Origin of the sequence: Maricaulis sp. (genome assembly GCF_048269565.1) — a bacterium.
In the GTDB taxonomy this organism is placed as follows: Bacteria; Pseudomonadota; Alphaproteobacteria; order Caulobacterales; family Maricaulaceae; genus Maricaulis.
Map to the genome: position 1 here is coordinate 270,359 of NZ_JBLXIK010000003.1, position 23,750 is coordinate 294,108.

Sequence of the window (23,750 nt, forward strand, 5' to 3'; positions counted from 1 at the left end):
TATTGCGGATCGCTAAAGCAACCATTTGTCCGGAACGACTTCTCCTCTGCGAAGAAATTGTGTAAATTCGTTCATGTTGGGTTGTTGAAGCGAGTGATGTGATGGTTCTAGCGCACGATGTTTTTGAGGATACCGAAGTGGTCCGGCTCGAAGGCCGTATCAAATGGTATGATCCGGCCCGGGGCTACGGCTTCATTGATGCCGTTGACGGATCCGGCGATATTCTTCTCCATGCCAGTTGCCTGCGCCGCTATGGGCAGGGCCCGGCGCTCCCCGATGCCATGGTGGTCTGTCACGCGGTAACCGGTGAGAAGGGACGGCAGGCGGTTGAGATCCTCGAAATGACCGGCGGCGTCGGCGAGGCCGAGCCTCGCCCGCGGCGTTTTCATCCCCATGCGGTTGTGAACACGCCCTTCCATGCGGCTGTCGTCAAATGGTTTGACGCCTTGCGTGGATATGGTTTCGTGACCTGTGAGAGCGTCGACGGTGACATCTTTCTGCATGCGGCGACCTTGCGTCGTGCCGGCCTTGATGATGTCCAGCCGGGCGAGACCCTGCATATCCGCTGCGTCGAGGGCCCGAAGGGGGCGCTGGCGGCGGAAATCCGGGCTGCCGGCAGTCTCTGAGATCGGTGAAATCCTTGCGCTTCGGACGGCGCGGCGCGATTGCGCCGCCGCTCCGGCTTGGCTAGCCTGCGTCCATGAAAAAACTGATCCTGGTCTCCGCCCTGATTCTCGCCACGCCCGCCTGGGCCCAGGACGAGGCTGAGCCTGTAGCGCCGGCTGACGCCGCGGCGGCCACGACCGCAGCTGATCCGGGCCCCGTGCTCGCTCCGATCGAGTTTGGCGGCCCTGAGCCGCTGACGATTGACACCGGCGAGGCGCAACACGTCTTCCTGGCTGAAATCGCCACCACGCCGGAGCAGCTGGCGCGCGGCCTGATGGGGCGCGAGACGCTCGATCCGGATGCGGCGATGCTGTTTGTCTACATGCCGCCACGTCGCGCCTCGATGTGGATGGAGAACACGCTCGTCAGTCTTGACCTGCTCTTCATCCGGGAAGACGGCACCGTGGTCAAACTCATCGCCAACGCCCAGCCGGGCTCACACCGCAGTCTCGGGTCCGATTTCGATGTCGCGGCAGTGCTGGAGATCGCCGGTGGCCGCGCCGCCGAGCTGGGTATCCGCCCTGGTGCGATTCTGCGCGACGAGGCCTATGGGTCGCTGGTGACAGATTCTGCAGCCGTCGAAGCGCCTGAAACAACGGAAAATGAGGATGCTGCTGCACCTGAATCGCCCTCAGAAGCTCAGTAGACTTGCCTAACTGCAAAAGCGCTTTCATAAGGGCGGCTTCGGGGCGTAGCGCAGCCTGGTAGCGCATCTGGTTTGGGACCAGAGGGTCGCAAGTTCGAATCTTGCCGCCCCGACCATTTACAAGGCCCGCCAAAGGCAGGGCCGCAGCATGATGGGGAGAACCGCATGTTTGCGAAGATTTACCAGCCGGCCCGCAATGCGATGCAGTCCGGCCGCGCGCTCTCCAAACAGTGGTTTCTGGAATTTACCCCGGAGATGGCACAGCGCCCGGATCCGCTGATGGGCTGGACCTCGAGCACCGATATGCGCGCCCAGATCCGGCTCAGCTTCGACAGCCAGGAAGCTGCTGTCGCCTATGCCCGCCGTCAGGGCATTCCCTATCAGGTCATGACGCCACATGCGCCCAAGCGCTACGTCAAATCCTATGCTGACAATTTCGCCACCGACCGCAAACAGCCCTGGTCGCACTGATTCGGCCGGTCGCCAGTCGCGAATCTGTCCTTGCCTCCGTAGCTCAACTGGATAGAGCACCCGCCTTCTAAGCGGACGGTTACAGGTTCGATTCCTGTCGGAGGCACCATTTCCCGGACGATTTCATGCGACGGAAGATGCGGTTGATGCCGATGCCGGTGATGGCACCGGTGATCGCCCGACAAGAACGGGCGATCACCGGCAGGCCGTCAGAATCGCTGGAGGATAGCGATTCGGAAGGAGCGTCCCGGAAGCGGGATGGTGTCCTTCAATTGCGAGGTGTGCAGACGCCCTTCCTCATCGGTGATGTTTCTCGCCTCAACGATCAACCGGGTGTCCGGTCCGAAGGGATGTGCGACGGCGGACAGGTTGACCATTGTATAGCCCTCGGTCGGCAGCTCGGAGTCGGCGGCGTCATCCTGATCGGCGGCCCAGACGATTTCACCGCGCAGATCGACGATTTCACGCTGCAATTCCGCGCCGATCGTGGTGGAGAGCGGCGGGATGCGGGGCAGGTTGCCAAAGCTGTCGGTTTCACCCTGCACATATTCCAGGGTGAAATCGCCCACCAGGGCCCATGGGCCAAGATTGGTCAGATCGCGTTCGACATAGACCTCACCGCCCCAGAGCGTGGCATCGTCCTGGAGGTATTGGTAGATCGGCGCTTCCTCTGCGGGGTCTTCCAGGCCTGTCGGGGCGAGGTAGATGAAGTCGCTGAAGTGCGAATAGAAGGCTCCCGTCTCCACACGCCAGTGATCGCCCGTCCAGCGGAAGGTGCCGTCCAGCGCCCAGCCGGTTTCCTTGCCGAGGGTGGAATTGCCGATTTCGACCGTGCCCGTCGCGGCATGAAGCCCGTCGGAATACAGCTCGGCATCGGTTGCTGCCCGCTCGGTCCGGGCCAGTGAGACGCCAAGGAACATGCCGTCGGCCGGCCGCCAGAACGTGCCCGCGGCCAGGCTGACCGTGTCGAAACTGCGGTCCGTTCCGACTGCAGTATCCAGTTCGCGCCGTTCAACCCGCGCCCCGAAATCGAAGCCATGGGTATCGAGATCGTAGCGTTGGGCGGCAAAGATGCCGATATCTTCAGTCGTGACCGCCGGGATGAAGGCTTCCTCGCCGGAGGCTGAAAGGTCGGTTTGCAGGATCTGGATGCCGACAGACCCGTTCCAGCGGCTGTCTTCCCCGCCATTCACGAGGGCCGCACGCGCTTCCCAGCCTTCGCTTTCGAACAGGGTTCCGACGGCTCCGTCCGGCTCCAGCTCGACATGCTGGTAATCGGCAATGCCGGAGGAAAGATCAAGATGATCGAAGGGCCCGAGGTCGAAATTGAACTGACCGCGAATGTCCCAGCGCGTCTGTTCCATGACGATCATCGGATCGCCGTCTTCCTCCTCATGCTCGTCTTCGTCTTCTTCGTGATGGTGTTCATGGGCCGGCAGGCCGTATTCGGCGTCGTAACTGCGCACCGATACGCCCAGGAAACCCCAGTCGCCGATCAGCGAGGCACCGGCGCCGAGCGTGTCAAAGGTCAGGCCGGAGTTTGGAACCGTGCCGCTGACTTCTTCTTCTTCTTCTTCCTCGTGCTCATCCTCGTGTTCAGCCTCTTCGAGGGCCCGCAGCAGCGCCGATTCCGCATAGCCAGGAATGTCGAAATCATCCGCTTCGCGGTGCGAGGCCTCAAGCTGGAACACAAACGGCCCGGCACCGGTGCGGATCCGCGCCGCTTCCTGGTGACCGCTGTCGACCGAGGACATCCCAGCATAGACTTGGCCGTCGAACAGACCGTCGACGGGGCTGGTCGGGATGCGCCCGTCGATCACATTGATCACGCCGCCGATCGCGCCACCGCCATAGGCGATCGCGGCGGGACCCCGCAGGATGATGATCTGTTCCGCATCCAGCACTTCGGTGGTGGTGGCATGATCGACGCTGACGCCGGATGCATCGACCAGTCCGACACCATTGTTGAGGATGCGGACACGGTCGCCGCCAAAGCCGCGGATGATGGGGCGGCCGACGGCCGGCCCGAAGGAGGTCGTTGAAATGCCGGGCAGGGCCGCGAGCGATGCGCCGAGCGAACCGTCGAAGGAGTCCACGACATCGTCCAGGCTGATCACATCAACCGACTGCAGCGTCTCGCCGCGCAGGGCCTCGATCGCGGTGCCGGTAACGACGATGACGTCTTCCCGGCCGGGATCCTCCTGGGCGGCTGCGCCTGCCGCCAGTGCGGCGGCCAGGGCCACGCCGGATGCGGTGCTCAACCAGTTTCTTGTCATGGGTTCACTCCTCACTGAAATGTTATAGTGTAACGAGCGAGAAGAAACGTTATAACATCTGGGACGTCAAGCCCGAATGATACAGGCAAGGCAGGGGATTGATGAAACGGGTGGGGCACCGGCTCTGGATGAAGTCATCGAACCTGCCGGGAAGCGCTGCCGCCATTGCGACGGCGTCTGCTTGAGGCGCCTGTTCAGGCCGGGACACCGCTGAAAGTCCGAGACCTGATGGAAACGATGCGCGTTCCCGGCGGACACGACGCTGGAATACCTGCAGATAATCGGCCTGGCCTGTCCGGTGGAAAGGCTCAACGCCGATAGGCTTGGGGCGGACAATGCTCGGGATGGAGCGCTGGCGCTATCCGTCTGCGAACGCCTCAGCTCACCGCCGCAAATCCCTTCTCCAGATCCGCGATCAGATCCTTCGGCGCTTCCAGGCCGCAGGAGAAGCGGATCAGGGCGCCGTCATGCCTGTGGGCCGTCGCGGTGCGTTTGAGTTGGGGGTCGCAATGGATGGCGAGGCTTTCATAGCCGCCCCAGGAGAAGCCGAGGCCGAAAATCTCGAGCGCATCGAGGAAGCGTTCGCTTTTCGCGACGTCCCAGCCGGGAAGCTCGATCGCGAACAGGCCGCAGCCGCCGGTGAAATCGCGCTTGAAGATGGCGTGGTCGGGATGATCGCTGCGCACCGGGTGACGGATGGCGCCCACTTCCGGGCGCGCCGCGAGCCAGTCGGCGAGGACGAGGCTGGTCGCTTCGCTGCGCTGCATGCGCAAGCCCATGGAACGAAAGCCGCGCAGGGCGAGATAGGCATCGTCGGGCGCGGTGTGGATGCCAAAGGCGCGCTCCGTGGTCTGCAGGCGCCGGGCCATGGCGTCGCCGCGCGCGATGACGGCGCCCATCAGCAGATCGGAATGGCCGCCGACATATTTCGTCAGCGACTGGGCGGCGAGATCGACGCCCAGGGCGAGCGGTTTCATCGTCAGCCCGGCCGACCAGGTATCGTCGATAATCGTGGCGACGCCCTTGTCCCGGGCCACTCTGGTGATGGCCGGAATGTCCTGCAATTCCATCGTCAGGGAGCCGGGCGATTCCAGGAGGATGGCCTGGGTATCGGAGGTGATCAGATCGCCGATTTCAGCCCCCATGCGCGGCGCGAAAAACTGCGCTGTGACGCCGAAGCGCGGCAGGGTGTTGATGAGGAAGCTGCGCACCGGTCCGTAAATGCAATCGGCTGCCAGCACGCTGCCGCCGGCCTCGACCACGGTCATGATGGCGAGGGTATTGGCCAGCAGGCCCGAGGAGGTGAGTGCGCAGCCGGCACCGCCCTGCAGGCCAGTCAGCGCCTCGCGCAGGGCGCTCTGGGTTTCCAGTCCGACACGGCCGTAATGCGGCATGCCGGGCGGGAAATCATACAGCTGGGCCGCCGAGGGCGCGAGGATCGTCGAGCCGCGCTCGACGCCCGGATTGACCAGGCCGCGGCTGTCATGCGGTCGTCCCAGACGGGTGAGCCGGGTCTCGTCCTTCATCTGTAGCGCCGTCCGCCGCCCTTGACGATCGGCGTGTCGGTGCGCGAGCCCCATTCCGACCAGGACCCATCATAAACCGCCGATGTGCGCCCGGAGCGTTCCAGCGCCAGTGAGAGGATACAGGCGGTGACGCCGGAGCCGCAGCTGGTGATCAGCGGCAGTTCCGGGTCGATGCCGAGATCCTCGGCCAGTTCCTCGTCGATCTCGATGAGATTGTTCTCGTCATCGAACAGCATTTCATAAGGCAGGCTGGCGGATCCAGGGATATGGCCGCTGCGCATGCCGGCGCGACGTTCCGGTTCCAGGCCGGCAAAACGGCTCAGCGAACGCGCATCGAGAATCTGGTGCGAGGCATTGCGGCTGGCGATCTTCACATCGGTGACCGTGGCGACGAGTTCACGGCGGAAGCTCGGCGTATAGATGCCCGGCTCGGCCGCTTCGCCGCCCGGCTGTTCGTCGACCGGGCCACCCGCCGCGATCCAGGCCGGCAAACCGCCCGCCATGACGCGGACATTGTCGTGGCCCATCACCCGGAAGGTCCACCAGACACGCGGCGAGCTGAACAGGCCGATGCGGTCATAGACGATCAGTTCGCTGTCATTGCTGATGCCCAGGGTTTCGACATGACGTGCGAACACATCCGGTTCCGGCAGCATGTGCGGCAGGGAGGAGCGCTTGTCCTTGACGGTGTCGATATCGAAGGCCAGCGCACCGGGGATGAATCCTTCGCTCTCCACAGACGGGCCGCCATCATACGTCCAGCTGGCATCAATGAAGATGGTGCCCGGCTCGCCCAGACGGGTCAGGGCTTCGGCGGCGGTGATGAGCGGGTCGGTCATGCGTGAAGCCATGCGGGCACTGTGAGCCCCTTTTCGTGCAAAAAGATTGGACTATCGAGCCTGGGTTGGCCGTCGCCGCCGATTGCCCGGCGACACACAGGGCGCGACACACCGGTCGTCCGGTCGCTGCCTGGCAGGGCGGTGAGGCGGAAGTCTGGGGGCGCGTGACCGGTGAGGTCGTCGGCGGATCGGCTTGCGGTCACGGTTTGGCTCATCACCCCACATTAGCACGCGATTACCCGTTCGTCGCCCACCGTGCGGTATAAATGGCTGTGGAGGACGGGACCGGCGGGTTTGTCCTTGTACGGAGGCTCAAATCGCCGCGTGCGGCGCGCGCTTGAGGCTGCGATAGGCTGCCAGGGCGGCGTCACGGCCGGTGGCGAGATTACACAGCGGGTGCGGGTAGGTTCTGCCCAGGGTCACCGCTGCGGCCTGGCGAACCGGGACCGGGGCGCTCCAGGGCGCATGGATCCAGCGCTTCGGCAGGCCGGCCAGTTCCGGCACCCATTGCTTCACATAATCGCCCTCGGGGTCGAAGCGTTCGCCCTGGCGCACCGGATTGAAAATCCGGAAATAGGGGGCCGCATCAGCGCCGGAGCCGGCAACCCATTGCCAGCTGGCCGCATTCACGGCGCGGTCGGCATCGACCAGCGTGTGTTCGAACCAGGCCATACCCTCGCGCCAGTCAGCCCTCAAATGCTTGACCAGAAACGAGGCGCAGACCATGCGGACCCGATTATGCATCCAGCCGGTCGTCCAGAGCTGTCGCATGCCGGCATCAACCAGCGGGATACCGGTCTGACCGCGAGTCCAGGCCTTGAAAGCGTCCGCATCCTTGCGCCAGGGGAAAGCGTCGAAGCTGGCATTGAAATTGGTGGTCCTGAGATCGTCGAAATGATGCAGCAGGTAATAGGCAAATTCACGCCAGCCGATCTCCGCGAGGAATTTCTCGGCAGGCTGATAGCTCGCACCATCCGCGAGACGCTGCTGCACCGCATGCCAGACCTGGCGCGGCGAAATCTCACCGAAGCCCAGATGTGGCGAAAGCCTCGATGTGCCCGTCCGGTCGGGCCGGTCGCGGCCCTCGGGATAGTCCGCCAGGGCCGAGTCGAGAAAGCTCTCCAGGCGTTCGGCCGCGCCCGCCTCGCCCGGTTTCCAGCCGGTGCGAAAACCGGCAGCCCAGTCGGGATCAGCCGGATCCAGCCCAAGTCCGGCGAGCGGCATCGCGCCCGGCACCGGCGGGCCCGGTGGCAAATGCTGCGGTCGGGGCAGGGCAGCCTTCGGTTCCAGCTGGCGCAGGGCCGCGCGCCAGAATGCGCTGAACACCTTGTAGGGCGTGCCGGATCCGGTGAGCAGGCTGGCCGGGTCGATGAGTGTGGTGCCGGCAAAGGCGTGCGGCTCGACGCCGGCATTTTGCAGCGTCGTGGCGAGCTTGCGGTCGCGCGCGTCGATGACCGGTTCGCAGGACCGGTTCCAGAATACCTGCGCCACGCCATGATCCCGCGCCAGCGCCGGGACGAGGTCTGCCGGGTCACCGCGCAGCACGGTCAACCGGCTGCCAAGCGCGGCGATGTCATGCTCCAGACTGGTCAGCGAGGCCTGCAGCCACCAGTCTGCCGCTTCGCCCGGCGCGCTGCCGAGCGCGCGGTCGCGCTGGTCGATGAACACCAGGATCAATGGCCGGCCGGTGCGCAGCGCGGCGCTCAGTGCCGGGTTGTCGCTCAGGCGCAGGTCGCGGCGGAACCAGACGAGCGCGGCGCCGGTGGCGGAAATGGTTGCCATGAAAGCCCTGTAGACAGATAACGGGTTGAACGGGATACGTCGCACACCAGATAATGGATCAGTCGCACGCCCCAGCCCTGACAGCGGCCGCTGCCGGACCGTTGGCATATTTCAAGAGGATTCCTTCGTGAGCCAGCCCAATGCCGTCATCTCCCTTGCCCGTCCCGGTCGCGATCCGATCGAGATCGGCAATGCCCGCAAGCTGACCATCATTGCCGGACCCTGTCAGCTGGAAAGCCGTGAGCACGGGCTGGAGGTTGCCTCCGAATTGCGCGCCATTTCCGACCGGCTTGATATCGGCCTGATCTTCAAGACCTCCTTCGACAAGGCCAACCGCACCAGCCTCTCCAGCCAACGTGGCATGGGGCTCGAGGCTTCGCTGCCGGTCTTCGCCGAGATCCGCGATCGCCTGGGTCTGCCGGTCCTGACCGATATCCATACCGCCGAACATGCGGCGATCGCGGCCCAGGCCGTCGATGTGCTGCAGATCCCGGCCTTCCTGTGCCGCCAGACCGATCTGCTGATTGCGGCTGCCCAGACCGGCAAGGTGATCAATGTGAAGAAGGGCCAGTTCCTGGCGCCCTGGGACATGAAGAATGTGCTGGCGAAAATCACCGATGCCGGCAATCCCAATGTCATGGCCTGTGAGCGCGGCGTCAGCTTTGGCTACAACACGCTGGTCAGCGATATGCGCTCGCTGCCGATCATGGCGGGCTTCGGCGCGCCGGTCGTGTTTGACGCCACCCATTCGGTGCAACAACCCGGCGGGCAGGGCACCACGTCGGGCGGTCAGCGCGAATTCGTGCCGACCCTGGCGCGGGCGGCCGTGGCCGTTGGCGTTGCCGCCGTCTTCATGGAAACCCACCCCGATCCGGACAACGCACCATCGGACGGCCCGAACATGGTGCCGCTGCATGAGTTTGAAGGCCTGCTGAAAACCCTGCTCGAATTCGACGCCATCGCCAAGCGGCTCTAGGGCGCTTTAATAGCGCCGCCCGTCGGGGATCGCGATCACCGGCGCGTCCTCGATGGCTTCCGGCGCATCGAGCGGCGGCGCCCATTGGCGTTCGTCCTGCAGTATGGCGGCGAGGTTGAAACTGCGCCGCGTGACGTCGAAACGGATATCCTCGTAGAACAGGTTGAAGGGCGGCAGCCGGTAATCCTCGACCAGGCGGCGCGGCCGGTGCAGGGCGCGTGAGCGCGGCTGCTCAAAGAACAGGACACCATCGGCGCATTGCGCGCCGGTCTGGGCCGGGATCGGTGCGGGAACAACGTCGGCGCCAAGTCCCTCTGCTGCGACGCCGCCGCGATGCTGACGTGCCGAGGCGTAATCATTGCTCACGGCCGATAGCAGCGGATTGACGCAAAGCAGGCCCCGGCCGTCGACGAAATCCAGCCCGCCATCCGGCGTCCAGCTCATCGCGCGTTCGGTCAGGATGTGCAGGCGGCCTTCTTCCGACGCCATCGCCGAGGAAAAGCCATAGACACAGCGCACGGCTTCCGGTGTCGTGCAGGGCGGCAGCGATTGCAGCGGGCCGGTGAACAGGTCGAGCGGGACCGGCGATTCGATCACATAGGCGGCGACGAGCCGCGCTGTCAGCTCTTCATCTGCCGAAACGCGATCGATCAGCAGGCCGAGCACGTCCAACCCACCCTGGCCATAACCGGCCAGGATGATGGGCCGGGTCTCGCCGATCTGTTGGATGAAGGCGTCGAAGGCGCGCTGGATATCGGCATAGGCGAACAGGCGTGCGCGCACGCTGTCCTCGCGATTATTCATGAAGGCGTAGAGGGAGGCCTGGCGGTAACGCGGCGCGAACAGGGCTCCGGAATTGGCAAAGGGAGCGGCGTAATTGGGCAGGACGACCGACCTGACCATTTCAACGGAGCGGGGTTTGTCGAGCTGGCCATTCCAGTTGGCGCCGCCGGAATACGTCGTCGGGTGCACGAAGAAGACCGCCGGTTCGTCCTCATCGCTGAACGCCTCGCGCACATACCAGCCGGCCTCGTCGCCATAGTCGGCGCCGGGCGGCGGGGTATAGGTCTGGAAGGGGACGCCGGGATCCTGGAAGGTGCGGTAGACCTGGTCTCGCAACACCCAGCCGGCCAGGATCAGCAAGGCGGCAAACGCGAGGCAGGCGAACAGGAAGACATGCCGGGCAATTACGGTCGGACTCACAATCACTCCCCTGGAATTTGGCCCTATCATCCCCGGCCCGCCGCAGCTGTGCAACCGCTTGGCGCGGTCGATGGCTTCACGTATTGTGACCGCACTGGGCAGGGGGCTGACCGGGAGCGCGGACCGCGCAGATTGGGTGCTGAACCGGCATGTTTCGATGGCTTCGCAACAGTTTTCTGACCGGGATCGCCATCGCGACCCCGCTGGGCGTCACCCTCTTTCTCATCATCAGTTTCGTCGGATTTGTCGACAATGTCGTCAAGCCGCTGATTCCGGCGCGCTACAATCCCGAAAGCTATCTGCCGGGCGATTTCACCATTCCCGGCCTTGGCGTGGTGATTGCGGTGGTGCTGCTGACCGTCGTCGGGGCGCTGGCGGCCAATCTGTTCGGGCGCACCCTGATCTCGATGGGCGAACGTCTGGTCGATGGTGTGCCGCTGGTACGCCATGTCTATGGCGCCCTGAAACAGATCGTCGAGACGGTGTTTTCCGGCAAGGCCAACTCCTTCAAGGAAGTGGTGCTGATCGAGTACCCGATGAAAGGGCTTTATGTCGTCGCCTTCGTCTCGGCGGAGGGGCGCGGGGCGCTGCAGGAGGTGATCGGCGATGATGTGGTCGGCCTGTTTGTACCGACGACGCCGAATCCGACCTCGGGCTTTTTGCTCTACACGCCGCGCGCCAACACCATCCATGTCGACATGACGGTGGAAGAAGCGGCCAAGCTGATCATTTCCTTCGGCATGGTCACGGCAGACAAGCTCCCGAAGACCGTCCGCGACAAGCTGCCGCCGGATGTCGGCAATAGTGGCGGCGTCGCAGGTTAGCCAGACTTCAAAAGCCGGATGCCGCGATCCTGTTCGAACAGATAGAGCAGTATCCGCAAGGCCTCGCCGCGCGGTGTCGTCAGTTCGGCATCGCGGTGGACGGCCAGTCTGGCGGTGTCATTGGCCAGGGCGATGAGGTCGCCATGGGCCTCCATGCTCACGAGGGCGAAATCGGGCAGGCCGCTCTGGCGCAGGCCGAGCGGATCACCGGCGCCACGCAGACGCCAGTCCTCCTCGGCGATGACAAAGCCGTCATCGGTCTCGCGCATCATTTCCAGTCGCGCCTTGGCGGTCTCGCCGATCGGGCCCTTGTAGAGAAGCAGGCAGGAGGACGGCTTCTCACCGCGACCGACGCGGCCGCGCAACTGGTGCAATTGCGCCAGGCCGAAACGTTCGGCGTGTTCGATGATCATCACCGTGGCGTCCGGCGCATCGACGCCGACCTCGATCACGGTGGTGGCGACGAGCACGTCCATCTGGCCTTCGCGGAAGGCGAGGGCGACGCCTTCCTTCTCGGCCGCCTTCATGCGCCCGTGGATCAGGCCGACGCGCTCATCGCCCAGCGCGGCGCGCAAATGCCGCCAGCGATCCTCGGCGGCGGAGAGTTCGGAAACCTCCGATTCCTCCACCAGCGGGCAGACCCAATAGACCCGGTCGCCCCTGGCGATGGCGCGGCGCACGCCTTCGACGACGTCATCAAGCCGCTCCATCGGCACCAGGCGCGTGTCGGGCGGGATGCGGCCGGCCGGTTTTTCATCGAGCCGCGAGACATCGAGATCACCATGCACCGCCAGCGCCAGCGTGCGCGGGATCGGAGTGGCGGTCATCACCAGCGTGTCGGGGCGGTGGCCCTTGGCGGTCAGGCGCATGCGGTCGGAGACACCGAAGCGGTGCTGCTCATCGATCACGACCAGGGCGAGGTCGGCAAACTCGACCCCGTCCTGGAACAGGGCATGGGTGCCGCAGACGACATCGACCGCGCCGGTGCGCATCTGCTCGAGGATTTCCGCGCGCGCCTTGCCCTTGTCGCGCCCGGTGAGAATGGCGACGCGCAGGCCGGCGGGCTCGAGCAGGTCAGCCAGGGTCTTGGCGTGCTGGCGGGCGAGGATTTCCGTTGGCGCCATGATCGCGGTCTGACAGCCCGACTCGGCAGCCTGGGCTGCGGCGAGGGCGGCGACGAAGGTTTTGCCGGCGCCGACATCGCCATGCAGCATGCGTGTCATGCGCACCGGTTCGAGCATATCGGCGCGGATTTCGGCAAAGGCCCGGTTCTGGGCGCCGGTCGGTTTGAACGGGGCATGGCCAAGCACCGCCTCGACCTTGCTCCCGTCGCCACCCAGGCTGCGTCCCGGCAGCGCCTTGCGCCGGGCACGGGCCAGCTGCAGCGCCATCTGATGCGCCAGCAACTCGTCAAAGGCGAGGCGTTGGCGCGCTGGATGCAGGGGCTCCAGATCGGCGGCGGTTTGCGGGTGATGTGCCGCCATCATCGCGGTCTTGAAATCGGGCCAGGCGTGCTCATCGCAAAGGGTTTCATCCTGCCATTCCGGCAGCACCGGCAGCAGGCTCAGCGCGCCGGTGGCGGATTTGCGCATCACCTTGGCCGTCAGCCCGGCGGTCAAGGGATAGACCGGCTCGAGCAGGGCGGTTTCGGCGGCCTCGTCCTCGCTCATCACCAGATCGGGATGCACCATCTGGATCTCGGCCCCGAAGCGTTCGGCGCGCCCGGAGACGATGCGTGTCTCGCCGACGGGGAGGATTTTCTCGAGATATTCCCGGCGGGAATGGAAATAGACCAGATGCATGAAGGCCGTGCCGTCATACAGGCGCACCTTGTAGGGCTTGCCCTGGCGCGAGCTGGGGATGTGTTCCTCGACCTTGGCGGTCAGCGTGATGATCTCGCCATCCGGCGCCTCGGCGATCGTGGTGGTCTGGCTGCGGTCGACCAGCCCGGTCGGGAGCTGGAACAGGACGTCCTTGACGCGCGGCCCCGCCGCTTTTGCCAGCAGCGCCGCCAGTCTCGGGCCGATTCCGGGCAGGACGATGACGTCCTGGAAGAGGGGGAAGAGGATTTCGGGTCGCATGGTTCTGCACTCTAGCGCCAAGTTCTGCATCTGCCACTGGTCGACGCGGCCTCATTCACCGACTATATCCGCCACCATGACCGAAACACTCGAGAATCGCCGCAAGAAACTGCGCATCCGGGCCTGGCGGCGCGGCTTCAAGGAAGCCGACCTCATCCTCGGGCGTTATGCCGACCAGATGCTGGAAGCGATGTCGGAGACCGATATCGCTGATTTTGATCGTCTGCTCGATCAGCTTGATGCCGACATCTACAGCTGGGTGATCGGCACCGCGCCGACTCCGTCCGAGTTCGACACCCCCGTCATGGATAACCTCAAGACCTTCCGTGTCGATCGCGACGCCGCCTTTGGCGACGGCCCCAAGACCTGATACGCGCCCTCTGAACCGCAAGCCTGCCCAACCGAAGCCCTCCTGAACCAGAGACTGGCGAGATGTCCGAAACCGAGATGATTGCCCGCGTCCAGGGTAGCGCCACCGTTTGTGGCGCCCCCGAAGGCCTCGACGCGCTGGTCTTTGCCGACACGGCGCGCCTGCGCGGCGGCGTCAATGTCTTCATTGCGCGCGATGACAGCCGCGCCGCGGCCTTTGTTTCGGAACTGGGCTTTTTCGCTCCGGGCCTGGAAATCCTGCGCCTGCCGGCCTGGGACTGTCAGCCCTATGACCGCATCTCGCCATCACCGCGCGTCGCGGCGCGGCGGGCGGCCACCCTGGCGCGGCTCGCTTCGGGCGATCTGCCGGACACCTGCCTGATCGTCACGACGGTCAATGCCATGGCCCAGCGCTGTCCGCCCAAGGATGTGCTGGCGCTGGCCGGGATCATCGCGCGGCCGGGCAATCGTGTTGATGTCGAGGTGCTCAAGCAGCACTTCACCATCAACGGCTATGCCCGTGCGGCCACAGTGATGGAGCCGGGCGATTATGCCGTGCGCGGCGGGGTGATCGATGTCTATCCGCCCGGTGCCCCGGAACCGGTAAGGCTGGATTTCTTTGGCGATACGCTGGAATCAATCCGCTCCTTCGACCCGGAAACCCAGCGTTCCCTGCGCCAATTGACGGCGATCGAATTCAATCCGGTCAGTGAGGTCCTGCTCGACGACGCCAGCATCTCGCATTTCCGCACCGCCTTCGTCAGCCGGTTCGGGGCGGCCAAGGGCGGCGATCCGATCTATGAAGCTGTCAGTGCAGGCGCCCGGCCGGCCGGGGTCGAGCACTGGCTGCCGCTGTTTCACGACACGCTGGCGACGCCGTTCGACTATCTGCCCGCCACGGCCCTGATCGCGATCGATCACCTCGCCGATGATGCCTTTGCCGAGCGTAACAAGCAGATCACCGATTATTACGAGGCGCGCCAGGAAGCGAGCCAGTCGGCGCATCAATCGAGCCTGTCGGCACCGACCTATCGCGCCCTGCCGCCGACCCAGCTCTATTTCGCCAAGGCTGAATGGGCGAAGACCCTGGCGGGGCTCACCGTGCGCCGCTTCACGGCCTTCAGCGAGGCCGGGCCGCAAACCATTGATGTTGGGGGCAAGCAGGGCCGGATCTTCGCCGCTGAGCGCGCCGCGGAAAACACCAATGTGTTCGATGCCGCAGCCCGCCATGTGCAGGCACTGGTCAGCGCCGGCAAGCGCGTCGTGCTGGCTTCCTGGAGCGCTGGCGCCTCGGAGCGTCTGGCCTCGGTGCTGGGCGATCACGGTGTCGGCAAGATCATCGCCGTGGAGCATTGGGACGAGGTCGCCAAGGCACCGACCAAGGCGGTGTTGCGGGCGATCCTGCCGGTTGAGCGCGGTTTCGAGACCGAGACCATCGCCATTCTCTCCGAACAGGACATTCTCGGCGACCGGCTGGCGCGGCCAAGGCGCCGGCGCAAATCCTCCGACATCATTGTCGAGGCCGGGGCCTTGTCGCCGGGCGATCTGGTGATCCATGCCGATCACGGGCTGGGCCGTTTCATCGGCCTGAAGACCCTGCCGGTGCAGGACGCGCCGCATGATTGCCTCGAACTGGAATATTCCGGCGCCGCCAAGCTGTATCTGCCGGTCGAGAATATCGAATTGCTGTCGCGCTATGGCGCCGACAGCGATACGGCCCAGCTCGACAAGCTCGGCGGGGTTGCCTGGCAGGCGCGCAAGGCCAAGGCCAAGAAACGCCTGCGCGACATGGCCGATGCGCTGATCAAGATCGCCGCCAAACGCCTGGCGCGCACCGCCGACCCGATCGTGCCGGAACACGGCCCCTGGGACGAATTCTGTACGGCCTTCCCGTTCGCCGAGACCGATGACCAGCTCAATGCGGTCGAGGATGTGCTCGGCGATCTGGCCCGCGGGCGTCCGATGGACCGGTTGATCTGTGGTGATGTCGGTTTCGGCAAGACCGAGGTGGCGCTGCGCGCGGCCTTCGTCGTTGCGATGAGCGGACGCCAAGTCGCGGTGGTGGCGCCGACGACGCTGCTGGTGCGACAGCATTTCAAAACCTTCGTCGACCGTTTCCGGGGCTGGCCGGTCAAGGTGCGGCAATTATCGCGTCTGGTCGGCGCCAAACAGGCCAATGCGACCAAGGACGAGCTGCGCGACGGCCAGGTCGAGATCGTCGTCGGCACGCATGCGCTGCTGGCCAAGACCGTCAAATTTGCCGATCTCGGTCTGCTGATTGTCGACGAGGAGCAGCATTTCGGGGTCAAGCACAAGGAAAGGCTCAAGGAATTGCGCGCCGATGTGCACGTCCTGACCCTCACGGCCACGCCGATCCCGCGCACGCTGCAGCTGGCGCTGACCGGTATCCGCGACCTCTCCATCATCGCCACACCGCCGGTCGACCGGCTCGCCGTGCGTACCTATATCGCACCGTTTGACACGGTGACGATCCGCGAGGCGCTGCTGCGCGAGAAATATCGCGGCGGGCAGGCCTTTTTCGTGGTGCCGCGGATCAGCGATCTGGAGGAAATTGTCACCTTCCTGCGCGAATCCGTGCCCGAGGTCTCCTTCGTCGCGGCGCACGGACAGATGGCGGCGACGCAGCTGGAAGACATCATGACCGCCTTCTATGAGGGCCAGTATGACGTCCTGCTGTCGACGACGATCATCGAGTCGGGCATCGATATCCCGACCGCCAATACGCTGATCATTCACCGCGCCGACCGCTTCGGCCTGTCCCAGCTCTACCAGCTGCGCGGCCGCGTCGGACGCTCCAAGACCCGCGCCTATGCCTATATGACGACGCCGGCGCGGCAGAAGCTGTCTGAAGGGGCCGAGAAACGGCTCAAAGTCCTGCACTCGCTCGACGCGCTCGGTGCCGGCTTCACCCTGGCCTCGCATGATCTCGACCTGCGTGGCGGCGGCAATATGCTCGGCGAGGAACAGTCCGGCCATATCAAGGATGTTGGCGTCGAGCTTTACCAGTCCATGCTCGAGGAGGCGGTTGCCTCCTTGCGTGAAGGCGGCGAGGAGCAGGATGACGGCGAATGGACGCCGCAGATCAATGCCGGCGGCGCCGTGCTGATCCCGGACTATTACGTCTCTGACCTAGATGTCCGGCTGCAGCTCTATCGCCGCCTGTCCTCGCTCGACAACAAGACCGACCGCGAGAGTTTTGCCGCCGAATTGATCGACCGTTTCGGGCCCTTGCCGTCAGAGGTCGAGACCCTGCTGCGGGTGGTCGCGGTCAAGACGTTGTGCAAGCGCGCCGGGGTCGAAAAAGTCGATGCCGGGCCGAAGGGGGCGGTGATCCATTTCCGCGGCGACAGCTTTGCCGATCCGGTCAGCCTGGTCGAGCACATCTCCAAGAACCAGGGCCTGTTCAAGGTGCGCCCCGATCACAAGCTGGTGCTGCGTGCCGAATGGGACGCACCGGATGACCGGCTGCGCGCCATCGAGCGGGCGCTGGCGCCACTGGCGGATATCGCTGTCAGGGCCGCAAACCGGGCCGCGTCACCGGCCTAGCCGATCGCGGCCACGGGGTCGTTGCGGCGCAGTTTCTCCACCGCGCGTTCGATCAGCGCCTCGGCGGTTTCATCGGGCCGGACCTCGACGGCGGCCGACAATACACCCAGACGGAAGGGTTGCAGCGGATCTTCGCTTTCAAACGCCGTGCAGTCAGCGATCGCTGCGACCCGTGCCGCGACGCAATCAATACCGACGGTGTCGGTGAAGGGCAGGATGGCGAGGAAGGTGTCGGGCCCGATCCGGGCGGCGGCATCCTCGGTGCGCAACAAGTGGCGCAGCATGGCAGCGAATTGCCGCTTCGCCTTTTCCGTCGCGGGCGAGTCCGCAGCATCATCGGCCAATGGCGAGACGACCTTGAGCGCCAGAACCGAAAGCGAGATCTCGTCACGCGCCGCGGCCTGGATCAGGTCCTGCAAGTGCGAGGTGATGAAAGCGGCGTGGAACAGGCCGGTCTCGATGTCGAGCGTGCGCGGTTCGCGGCAGGCCTCCAGCGCCGCCTTGGCGCGGCGGCGGCGCCGGCGTTCGGCCGCGAGGGCAAGAATGCGGTCGCGCATTTCCTCATCGCTGGTGCGTGGGGAAATAATGTCGGACACCCCGCGCGCATAGGCTTCTTCAGCGCTGGCGGCGTCATCATCGCCGCCCATCAACAGCACCGGCGTGTGGTAGAGCCGGGCATTGCGGCGCATGGCCGAGGAAATCGTGAAAGCGATATCACGCTTGCCGGCCGCATTGAGCACGACGGCGTCAAACGGGCGCTCGTGCAGATAGTCGAAAGCGGAATAGGAGGAAAAGGCGCCGATCACTTCGGCATCGGCGCTCTTGAGACTGTGCTGCAGCGCCATGAAACGCGGCGAGGCGTCGCCGACATAGAGCACGCAGGGCGCAGGATCGACGGTATCGAGATGGCGGCCGCGATCGCCATAAAGGGCGGTGACGGCGGTGCGGCGCTTGGCGACCTCTTCCATCGCATGCAGCCGCGAGAGCGCGCGCACGCGGGCCGCGATCTGGACGGGCAGGGTGGGTTCGCGGATCCAGGAATCGACGCCATCATGGGCCGACAGGGCCTCGGGATGCACCACGATCACCGGACCCCGGCCCGGCGCGAAGCGCGCGATGGCCTCAAGGCCGGCTTCGACGTCCCGGTCGCATTCGGCGAGGATGATGCTGCAGGCCCATTGGCGCGGATTGCGGGCCGGAGGCGAGTCCGCGCGGATGGGACGGGCGCTCAGGGCGAAGGATTCGAGCTGACGGCCCAGACCGTCCACACGATCGGGTGCCCCGAATAACAGGACGTTCAGTTCGCGTCCCATGCGTCCCCCTGCCGCAGACACCGATGATTTGGTGTTTCTCGAGTTTGTCACAAGTGTCACGATTTCAAAACCAACGATTCGCAAGGAAGTCGCCATGAAAGCGCAAGGACCTCTAAAAGGGGTTAAAGTACTGGAATTTGTCGGGCTCGGCCCGGCGCCATTCTGTGCCATGATGCTGGCCGATATGGGGGCTGATGTCGTCCGCATCGACCGGCCGGGCGCCCATGGCGGCGGTGCCGCCGAGGTTCTGGCGCGCGGGCGCCGCTCGATATCGCTCAATATGAAGGATGCCGGTGATCTCGCCATCTGCCGCGATCTGATCGGCAAGGCGGAGATCCTGCTCGAGGGTTTCCGGCCCGGTGTGATGGAGCGGCTCGGGCTTGGCCCCGAGGCGGCGCTCGCGCTCAATCCGGCCCTGGTCTATGGCCGCATGACCGGTTGGGGCCAGACCGGCCCGCTGGCCCAGGCCGCCGGCCATGATATCAACTACATCTCCCTGACCGGCGCCCTCGGCGCCATCGGCACGCCGGAAACGCCGGTGCCACCGCTCAATCTGGTGGGCGATTTCGGCGGCGGGGCGATGTATCTCGCCTTCGGTGTCCTGGCGGGACTGCTGCATGCTCGCGCCACCGGCGAGGGCCAGGTTGTCGATGCCGCGATCGTCGACGGCGCCAGCTCGCTGATGGCTTCGCAGCACCAGCTCGCCGCAATGGGCCTGTGGAACACACAGCGCGGCGAGAATGTGCTCGATGGCGGCGCGCATTTCTACGGCGTCTATCGCTGCGCCGATGGCGGGCATGTCTCGATCGGGCCGTTGGAGCCGCAATTCTATGCGCTGTTGCTGGAAAAGCTGGAGATTGATCCCGGCACCATGCCGGCCAGCTGGACGCCCGGGGACTGGCCCGCGGCGAGGGCGAGGCTGGCCGAGGTTTTCCTCCGCAAAACCCGGGATGAATGGTGCGCGATGCTGGAAGGCAGTGATGTCTGTTTTGCGCCGGTGCTGAATTACGAGGAAGCGCGCAGCCATCCCCACATGGCGCAGCGCGAGGTGTTCATCGAGATCGAGGGCGTGCACCAAGCGGCGCCGGCACCACGCTTCTCGCGCACGCCCGGCGCGGTGCAGGGACCGGCACCAAAGCCAGGCGCAGATCGCGAGGCCATTCTCGCCGACTGGTCGGTAACACCCTAAATACGTATGAGTTTTCATCCACCACAAAGATGACTGAAAGCGTTCATGCGCGGTTCAGCGCCCGAATGTCATCTTCATCCTCGAGATCAGCGGACACCCTTGTCCCTCGCTCGTCCGCTTCTCTTCGTAGTGATACGAATACCCCGAAACGCCGGTCGCCCCCAACGACCGGCGTTTCACTTTTTGCTGCGGCCGATTGCGCAAAAACAGTCGCCGGATTTGCCGGTGACCGTTTTTGTCGCCCCGCGCGCCGATGATGATGTCCAACGAGCCAATCGGATGGAGATCAATCATGGCAATCGCAATCAATGCCTATGTCGAAGGTGCCGGCGGCGCCCTGCGCTCAATGGCCCCGCACCGTTTTCGCGACGGCTATTTCCGCATGCAACAGCCCGGCGATGATATCAGCTGTCTGCACGTGGAAGACCTGCGCTCGGTCTGCCGCTATCTGCACAAGGGCTACCGCTTGGCGATGAGTGCCTCGGACGGGCATTCGATGCCCTCCTGGCTGCCAGCCGATTCCGTGCGGATTGCGGTGCGCTGAGCGATCAGGGAAAGCCGGGGAAGTCGTCGCGCCGGTGGCCGGCGACCATGGCGGCGAGGGCAGGCGGGGCCAGCACCTCGACCTGGTCACCCCAGGCATAGAGATGCCAGCACATTTCCAGATAACCGCAGGCGGAAAACCGCACGATCAGTGAACCATCGGCTTCAACTTCGCTGGTCTGGTCGGGGTGGAAGCGAAAGCGCGCGGCGTGCGGGGCGGCACGCGGCGTGAATTTCCAGATAACCTCGCCGAACTCCGCTTCGGTCTGGAACACGCCAAAGGCCCGCCTGGCATAGGCCTCCAGATCGAAGGCCTCGTCGCGGGCGAACCAGTCATCGGTGACCGAGGCCTGTTCGATATCCTCGACGCGATAATGGCGCAGATGGCCATCGGGCTTGGACGGATCGCGGGCGACAAGATAGCGCCGCGCCCCCAGCAGCAATCCATAGGGCTCGACCCGGCGCAGCGAGGCTGTGGCGTCCTGGCGGCCGCGATAGAGGATATCGAGGGCGAAAGGGCCCTTGAGCGCTTCGGCGATCGCGGTGTCGACCGCCGGGTCGCTGGCCGGGCGCGGGCCGGGGCGGGCGGCATGCCCCATCGCTTCCAGCAGCGCTTCCTCGTCGGCTTCCAGCCGGGCATGCTTGTTGTCCGGCGTCAGGATCTTGATGGTCTCGCGCAGGGAGCGCAGCCGGCCGGCCTCGCCTGGCAGACCTTGGTGTTCGAGCATGTTGCAGGCCAGCTCCAGGGTCGCGACCTCATCGGGGCGCGGGGCGAAGAACTCGGCCACACGCCGCCGCGGTACGCGCCAGCGCTTGCGACCGTCGGCATCGATATAGTCCTCGGTATCGGGAAAGGACTGGGTCAGGGCATCGGTCATGCGCTGGGCCGTGCGGCGCACGACACCGAACTCGCTTTCGATATCGCTCAGCGTGATGCCGACATGGCCGCTGGCCATGCGTGCCAGGCGCAAGAGATCAACGGCTTTGGCGAATGACATGGGCTCTCCTCACACCAAGGGTGCGCAAAACGCTATCTTGGCGTATTAGGCGTCGCAACCTTTCGTCCGGACCCATTCCTGCCACCATGCTGAAATCAATCAAGCGCTTGTTGAAGATCGAGTTTGATCTCCCGCCCTGGCTGGAGATCATTATCGCGGCGATCAGCCGCTCCATGGCGCGCGATGTGATGCTGTTTGCCGGCGGCGTGTCCTTCTTCGGCATGCTGGCGCTGTTCCCGACGATCGCGCTGGGCATCTCGATCTACGGTCTCGCCTTTTCGACGGCCGATGCGGAAGCCCAGATCGCGCGCTTTGCGGAAATCATCCCCGAAGGCGCCCAGGCCTTCGTGATGGGTCAGATCGGGCGCATCACCGAAACCCCGATCACGGCCCTGTCGGTCAATGGCGGTATCGCCCTGGTCATCGCCCTGTTTGCGGCCGCGCGCGGTGCCAAGGCGTTGATCGCCGGCCTCAATCACCTCGCCGAGGACCGTGACATCCGCAATGTCATCCACTTCAATTTTCTCGCCATCACCTCGCTGCTGATCGGCGGGGCGCTGATTACGGCGGCCAACCTCGCCGTGCTGGTGATCCCGGTCTTCATGCGGCAATTATTCGAGGCGCTCGGCCTGGAGCCGCTGGATATCCGCTCGGTGATCAATGAATGGTCGGCGACCGGTTTCACCATGTTCGCGGCCCTGACGCTGCTCTACCACATGACGATGCGGCGGCGTGAATACGCCATCGCCTGGGGCCCGTCCGCGATCGCGGCTGCGGTGTCGTGCGGTCTGTGGCTGGGCCTGTCGAAGGGGTTTTCCATCTATGTCAGCCGCGTGCTCGATTTCGGGATCTACGGGTCGATGGGCGCCCTTGTCGTTTTCCTGTTGTGGATTTACTGGTCAGCCTATGCCGTGTTTTTCGGTGGCGCTCTGGCGATCGAAATCGATGCCCGGCGGCCGGCCGATGCTCCGCCGGCGCCAAGCCGCTAGTATTTTGTTGCACGTGCGATATAAACATGAACCGATCATCAACTTACGACTGGGGTCCGCATGAAAAAGGTATTTCCCGACGCCAAGACCGCCCTTGAGGGCCTGGCTTTTGATGGGATGACAGTGATGTCCGGCGGGTTTGGCCTGTGCGGCATTCCGGAAAACTCCATCGCGGCGCTGCTCGAGAGCGGCGTCAAGGATCTGACGGTTATCTCGAACAATTGCGGCGTTGACGGTTTCGGCCTCGGCGTGCTGCTCGATGCCAAGCGCATCAAGAAAATGATCTCTTCCTATGTGGGTGAGAACAAGGAATTCGAACGGCAATACCTGTCCGGCGAACTCGAGCTCGAATTCAATCCGCAAGGCACGCTGGCCGAGCGCATTCGCGCCGGCGGTGCCGGCATTCCCGGCTTCTACACCAAGACCGGTGTCGGCACGCTGATCGCCGAGGGCAAGGAAGCGCGCAAATTCGCCGGTGAGAGCTATATCCTGGAAACCGGTCTGACGGCGGATGTCTCGATCGTGAAAGCCTGGAAAGCCGACCCGCAGGGCAATCTGATCTTCCGCAAGACGGCGCGCAATTTCAATCCGATGATGGCCACGGCCGGCAAGGTGACGATCGCCGAGGTCGAGGAAATCGTCGAGCTGGGCTCCTTCGATCCCGATCATATCCACACGCCGGGCATTTTCGTCCAGCGCGTCTTCGTCGGTGAATTCGAGAAGCGTATCGAGCAGCGCACTGTTCGTCAGAGGGAGACCGCATAATGGCCTGGACACGTGATGAAATGGCTCGCCGCGCCGCCCAAGAGCTGGAAGATGGCTTTTACGTCAATCTGGGCATCGGTATTCCGACCCTGGTTGCCAATTACATCCCCGAGAATATCGACGTCACCCTGCAGTCCGAGAATGGCATGCTGGGCATGGGGCCTTTCCCCTATGATGACGAGGTCGATGCCGATCTGATCAATGCCGGCAAGCAGACCATTACCGAGCTGCGGCGCACGAGTTATTTCTCCTCCGCTGACAGTTTCGCGATGATCCGCGGCGGCCATATCGATCTGTCGATCCTCGGCGCCATGGAAGTGTCGGAAAACGGTGATATCGCCAACTGGATGATCCCGGGCAAGCTCGTGAAGGGCATGGGCGGTGCGATGGACCTGGTGGCCGGCGTCAAGCGCGTCGTGGTGATCATGGATCACGCCAACAAGGCCGGGGAGAGCAAGCTCCTGAAAGCCTGCTCGCTGCCGCTGACCGGTCAGGCCTGTGTCGACCGAATCATCACCACCCTCGGCGTGTTCGACGTGACAGCGGACGGGCTGGAGCTGATTGAACTGGCACCGGGTGTAACGCTGGAGCAGGTCGCCGGACAGACCGAGGCCAAATATTCGGTGTCGGACCACGTGCTCAAGCACGAAGCGGCCTGATATTGCAGACTTGCAGGGCGGCTCACTTTTCTGTGAGCCGCCTTAGCAATATTTAATCATTGTTACAT

At 64.4% G+C, this 23,750-nt stretch carries 21 protein-coding genes and 2 tRNA genes; 14 read left to right on the top strand and 9 right to left on the bottom strand.

Annotation, left to right across the window (positions count from 1 at the left end):
• Nucleotides 1-101 precede the first annotated feature (101 nt).
• The 5 genes from ACN0YL_RS08105 to ACN0YL_RS08125 all read left to right on the top strand — a co-directional run bounded on the left by ACN0YL_RS08105 (nt 102) and on the right by ACN0YL_RS08125 (nt 1,892).
• The gene (locus tag ACN0YL_RS08105) at nt 102-626 is read left to right on the top strand and encodes a cold-shock protein (protein WP_417491664.1); all 525 of its coding nucleotides are present in this window, start codon (nt 102-104) and stop codon (nt 624-626) included.
• Nucleotides 627-700: 74 nt separating this feature from the next.
• Entirely contained in the window at nt 701-1,312 is a 612-nt protein-coding gene (locus tag ACN0YL_RS08110; RefSeq protein WP_417497630.1) for a DUF192 domain-containing protein, read from the top strand.
• A gap of 39 nt (nt 1,313-1,351) precedes the next feature.
• Nucleotides 1,352-1,428, top strand: a tRNA-Pro gene (locus ACN0YL_RS08115).
• A 49-nt stretch (nt 1,429-1,477) separates the two neighbouring features.
• Nucleotides 1,478-1,783, top strand: a complete 306-nt coding sequence (locus ACN0YL_RS08120) for an ETC complex I subunit (protein ID WP_417491662.1) — start codon at nt 1,478-1,480, stop codon at nt 1,781-1,783.
• Nucleotides 1,784-1,815: 32 nt separating this feature from the next.
• Nucleotides 1,816-1,892: transfer RNA gene (locus ACN0YL_RS08125), tRNA-Arg, on the top strand.
• 100 nt (nt 1,893-1,992) lie between these two features.
• Here the strand turns inward: ACN0YL_RS08125 and ACN0YL_RS08130 are convergent.
• The 4 genes from ACN0YL_RS08130 to ACN0YL_RS08145 form a co-directional block, all read right to left on the bottom strand.
• On the bottom strand, nt 1,993-4,059 hold the full coding sequence (locus tag ACN0YL_RS08130) for a TonB-dependent receptor (RefSeq protein ID WP_417497631.1): 2,067 nt from the start codon (nt 4,057-4,059) through the stop codon (nt 1,993-1,995).
• Nucleotides 4,060-4,436: 377 nt separating this feature from the next.
• Nucleotides 4,437-5,585 carry a cystathionine beta-lyase gene (gene metC, locus ACN0YL_RS08135; RefSeq protein WP_417497632.1) on the bottom strand — a complete coding sequence of 383 codons (1,149 nt, stop codon included), beginning with the start codon at nt 5,583-5,585 and terminating at the stop codon, nt 4,437-4,439.
• Complete coding sequence (locus tag ACN0YL_RS08140; RefSeq protein ID WP_417497633.1) at nt 5,582-6,424, bottom strand: sulfurtransferase; 843 nt, start codon at nt 6,422-6,424, stop codon at nt 5,582-5,584. Before ACN0YL_RS08140 ends, metC begins: the two co-directional genes overlap by 4 nt.
• Nucleotides 6,425-6,736: 312 nt before the next feature.
• A complete protein-coding gene (locus tag ACN0YL_RS08145; RefSeq protein ID WP_417497634.1) occupies nt 6,737-8,206 on the bottom strand; it encodes a cryptochrome/photolyase family protein in 1,470 nt (489 codons plus the stop codon).
• Nucleotides 8,207-8,333: 127 nt separating this feature from the next.
• On the opposite strand from ACN0YL_RS08145, the gene kdsA reads away from it, so the two are divergent.
• Nucleotides 8,334-9,182: a 3-deoxy-8-phosphooctulonate synthase gene (kdsA, locus tag ACN0YL_RS08150; RefSeq protein ID WP_417497635.1), complete on the top strand. Its 849-nt coding sequence runs from the start codon at nt 8,334-8,336 to the stop codon at nt 9,180-9,182.
• A 6-nt stretch (nt 9,183-9,188) separates the two neighbouring features.
• On the opposite strand, the gene ACN0YL_RS08155 is transcribed toward kdsA, so the two are convergent.
• Entirely contained in the window at nt 9,189-10,385 is a 1,197-nt protein-coding gene (locus ACN0YL_RS08155; RefSeq protein WP_417497636.1) for a DUF3089 domain-containing protein, read from the bottom strand.
• Nucleotides 10,386-10,534: 149 nt separating this feature from the next.
• Between ACN0YL_RS08155 and ACN0YL_RS08160 the strand changes: the two genes are divergently transcribed.
• Nucleotides 10,535-11,209: a DUF502 domain-containing protein gene (locus ACN0YL_RS08160; protein ID WP_417497637.1), complete on the top strand. Its 675-nt coding sequence runs from the start codon at nt 10,535-10,537 to the stop codon at nt 11,207-11,209.
• On the opposite strand, the gene recG is transcribed toward ACN0YL_RS08160, so the two are convergent.
• Nucleotides 11,206-13,290, bottom strand: coding sequence for an ATP-dependent DNA helicase RecG (recG, locus tag ACN0YL_RS08165; protein ID WP_417497638.1), 2,085 nt, complete (start codon nt 13,288-13,290; stop codon nt 11,206-11,208). The genes ACN0YL_RS08160 and recG overlap by 4 nt on opposite strands.
• Before the next feature lie 76 nt (nt 13,291-13,366).
• On the opposite strand from recG, the gene ACN0YL_RS08170 reads away from it, so the two are divergent.
• Together ACN0YL_RS08170 and mfd are read left to right on the top strand one after the other, a co-directional pair.
• Nucleotides 13,367-13,660: a succinate dehydrogenase assembly factor 2 gene (locus ACN0YL_RS08170; protein ID WP_417497639.1), complete on the top strand. Its 294-nt coding sequence runs from the start codon at nt 13,367-13,369 to the stop codon at nt 13,658-13,660.
• A 62-nt stretch (nt 13,661-13,722) separates the two neighbouring features.
• Entirely contained in the window at nt 13,723-17,226 is a 3,504-nt protein-coding gene (gene mfd / locus ACN0YL_RS08175; protein WP_417497640.1) for a transcription-repair coupling factor, read from the top strand.
• On the opposite strand, the gene ACN0YL_RS08180 is transcribed toward mfd, so the two are convergent.
• Complete coding sequence (locus ACN0YL_RS08180) at nt 17,223-18,539, bottom strand: diguanylate cyclase domain-containing protein (protein WP_417497641.1); 1,317 nt, start codon at nt 18,537-18,539, stop codon at nt 17,223-17,225. The two genes, mfd and ACN0YL_RS08180, sit on opposite strands and share 4 nt — an antisense overlap.
• A 94-nt stretch (nt 18,540-18,633) precedes the next feature.
• Between ACN0YL_RS08180 and ACN0YL_RS08185 the strand changes: the two genes are divergently transcribed.
• Nucleotides 18,634-19,728, top strand: a complete 1,095-nt coding sequence (locus ACN0YL_RS08185) for a CaiB/BaiF CoA transferase family protein (RefSeq protein ID WP_417497642.1) — start codon at nt 18,634-18,636, stop codon at nt 19,726-19,728.
• A 54-nt stretch (nt 19,729-19,782) separates the two neighbouring features.
• On the opposite strand, the gene ACN0YL_RS08190 is transcribed toward ACN0YL_RS08185, so the two are convergent.
• Nucleotides 19,783-20,022: a hypothetical protein gene (locus ACN0YL_RS08190; protein WP_417497643.1), complete on the bottom strand. Its 240-nt coding sequence runs from the start codon at nt 20,020-20,022 to the stop codon at nt 19,783-19,785.
• Here ACN0YL_RS08190 and ACN0YL_RS08195 point away from each other — a divergent pair.
• Nucleotides 20,021-20,272 (top strand): hypothetical protein, encoded by a 252-nt coding sequence (locus tag ACN0YL_RS08195; protein WP_417470783.1) that lies wholly within the window; start codon nt 20,021-20,023, stop codon nt 20,270-20,272. The genes ACN0YL_RS08190 and ACN0YL_RS08195 overlap by 2 nt on opposite strands.
• Before the next feature lie 4 nt (nt 20,273-20,276).
• On the opposite strand, the gene ACN0YL_RS08200 is transcribed toward ACN0YL_RS08195, so the two are convergent.
• The gene (locus ACN0YL_RS08200; protein WP_417497644.1) at nt 20,277-21,269 is read right to left on the bottom strand and encodes a helix-turn-helix transcriptional regulator; all 993 of its coding nucleotides are present in this window, start codon (nt 21,267-21,269) and stop codon (nt 20,277-20,279) included.
• 86 nt (nt 21,270-21,355) lie between these two features.
• Between ACN0YL_RS08200 and ACN0YL_RS08205 the strand changes: the two genes are divergently transcribed.
• From ACN0YL_RS08205 to ACN0YL_RS08215, 3 genes are read left to right on the top strand one after another with little or no spacing between them, the layout of a single operon-like run.
• Complete coding sequence (locus tag ACN0YL_RS08205) at nt 21,356-22,258, top strand: YihY/virulence factor BrkB family protein (RefSeq protein ID WP_417497645.1); 903 nt, start codon at nt 21,356-21,358, stop codon at nt 22,256-22,258.
• A gap of 60 nt (nt 22,259-22,318) precedes the next feature.
• Complete coding sequence (locus tag ACN0YL_RS08210) at nt 22,319-23,023, top strand: CoA transferase subunit A (RefSeq protein ID WP_417497646.1); 705 nt, start codon at nt 22,319-22,321, stop codon at nt 23,021-23,023.
• Nucleotides 23,023-23,682 (top strand): CoA transferase subunit B, encoded by a 660-nt coding sequence (locus ACN0YL_RS08215; protein WP_417470790.1) that lies wholly within the window; start codon nt 23,023-23,025, stop codon nt 23,680-23,682. The genes ACN0YL_RS08210 and ACN0YL_RS08215 overlap by 1 nt, the downstream gene beginning before the upstream one ends.
• Nucleotides 23,683-23,750: the final 68 nt, after the last annotated feature.

Coding starts and splice junctions, on each gene's coding strand:
- ACN0YL_RS08105 (WP_417491664.1), top strand. CDS start 102: ATGGTTCTAGCGCACGATGTTTTTGAGGATACCGAAGTGGTCCGGCTC.
- ACN0YL_RS08110 (WP_417497630.1), top strand. CDS start 701: ATGAAAAAACTGATCCTGGTCTCCGCCCTGATTCTCGCCACGCCCGCC.
- ACN0YL_RS08120 (WP_417491662.1), top strand. CDS start 1,478: ATGTTTGCGAAGATTTACCAGCCGGCCCGCAATGCGATGCAGTCCGGC.
- ACN0YL_RS08130 (WP_417497631.1), bottom strand. CDS start 4,059: ATGACAAGAAACTGGTTGAGCACCGCATCCGGCGTGGCCCTGGCCGCC.
- metC (WP_417497632.1), bottom strand. CDS start 5,585: ATGAAGGACGAGACCCGGCTCACCCGTCTGGGACGACCGCATGACAGC.
- ACN0YL_RS08140 (WP_417497633.1), bottom strand. CDS start 6,424: ATGACCGACCCGCTCATCACCGCCGCCGAAGCCCTGACCCGTCTGGGC.
- ACN0YL_RS08145 (WP_417497634.1), bottom strand. CDS start 8,206: ATGGCAACCATTTCCGCCACCGGCGCCGCGCTCGTCTGGTTCCGCCGC.
- ACN0YL_RS08160 (WP_417497637.1), top strand. CDS start 10,535: ATGTTTCGATGGCTTCGCAACAGTTTTCTGACCGGGATCGCCATCGCG.
- recG (WP_417497638.1), bottom strand. CDS start 13,290: ATGCGACCCGAAATCCTCTTCCCCCTCTTCCAGGACGTCATCGTCCTG.
- ACN0YL_RS08170 (WP_417497639.1), top strand. CDS start 13,367: ATGACCGAAACACTCGAGAATCGCCGCAAGAAACTGCGCATCCGGGCC.
- mfd (WP_417497640.1), top strand. CDS start 13,723: ATGTCCGAAACCGAGATGATTGCCCGCGTCCAGGGTAGCGCCACCGTT.
- ACN0YL_RS08180 (WP_417497641.1), bottom strand. CDS start 18,539: ATGGGACGCGAACTGAACGTCCTGTTATTCGGGGCACCCGATCGTGTG.
- ACN0YL_RS08185 (WP_417497642.1), top strand. CDS start 18,634: ATGAAAGCGCAAGGACCTCTAAAAGGGGTTAAAGTACTGGAATTTGTC.
- ACN0YL_RS08195 (WP_417470783.1), top strand. CDS start 20,021: ATGGCAATCGCAATCAATGCCTATGTCGAAGGTGCCGGCGGCGCCCTG.
- ACN0YL_RS08190 (WP_417497643.1), bottom strand. CDS start 20,022: ATGATTGATCTCCATCCGATTGGCTCGTTGGACATCATCATCGGCGCG.
- ACN0YL_RS08200 (WP_417497644.1), bottom strand. CDS start 21,269: ATGTCATTCGCCAAAGCCGTTGATCTCTTGCGCCTGGCACGCATGGCC.
- ACN0YL_RS08205 (WP_417497645.1), top strand. CDS start 21,356: ATGCTGAAATCAATCAAGCGCTTGTTGAAGATCGAGTTTGATCTCCCG.
- ACN0YL_RS08210 (WP_417497646.1), top strand. CDS start 22,319: ATGAAAAAGGTATTTCCCGACGCCAAGACCGCCCTTGAGGGCCTGGCT.
- ACN0YL_RS08215 (WP_417470790.1), top strand. CDS start 23,023: ATGGCCTGGACACGTGATGAAATGGCTCGCCGCGCCGCCCAAGAGCTG.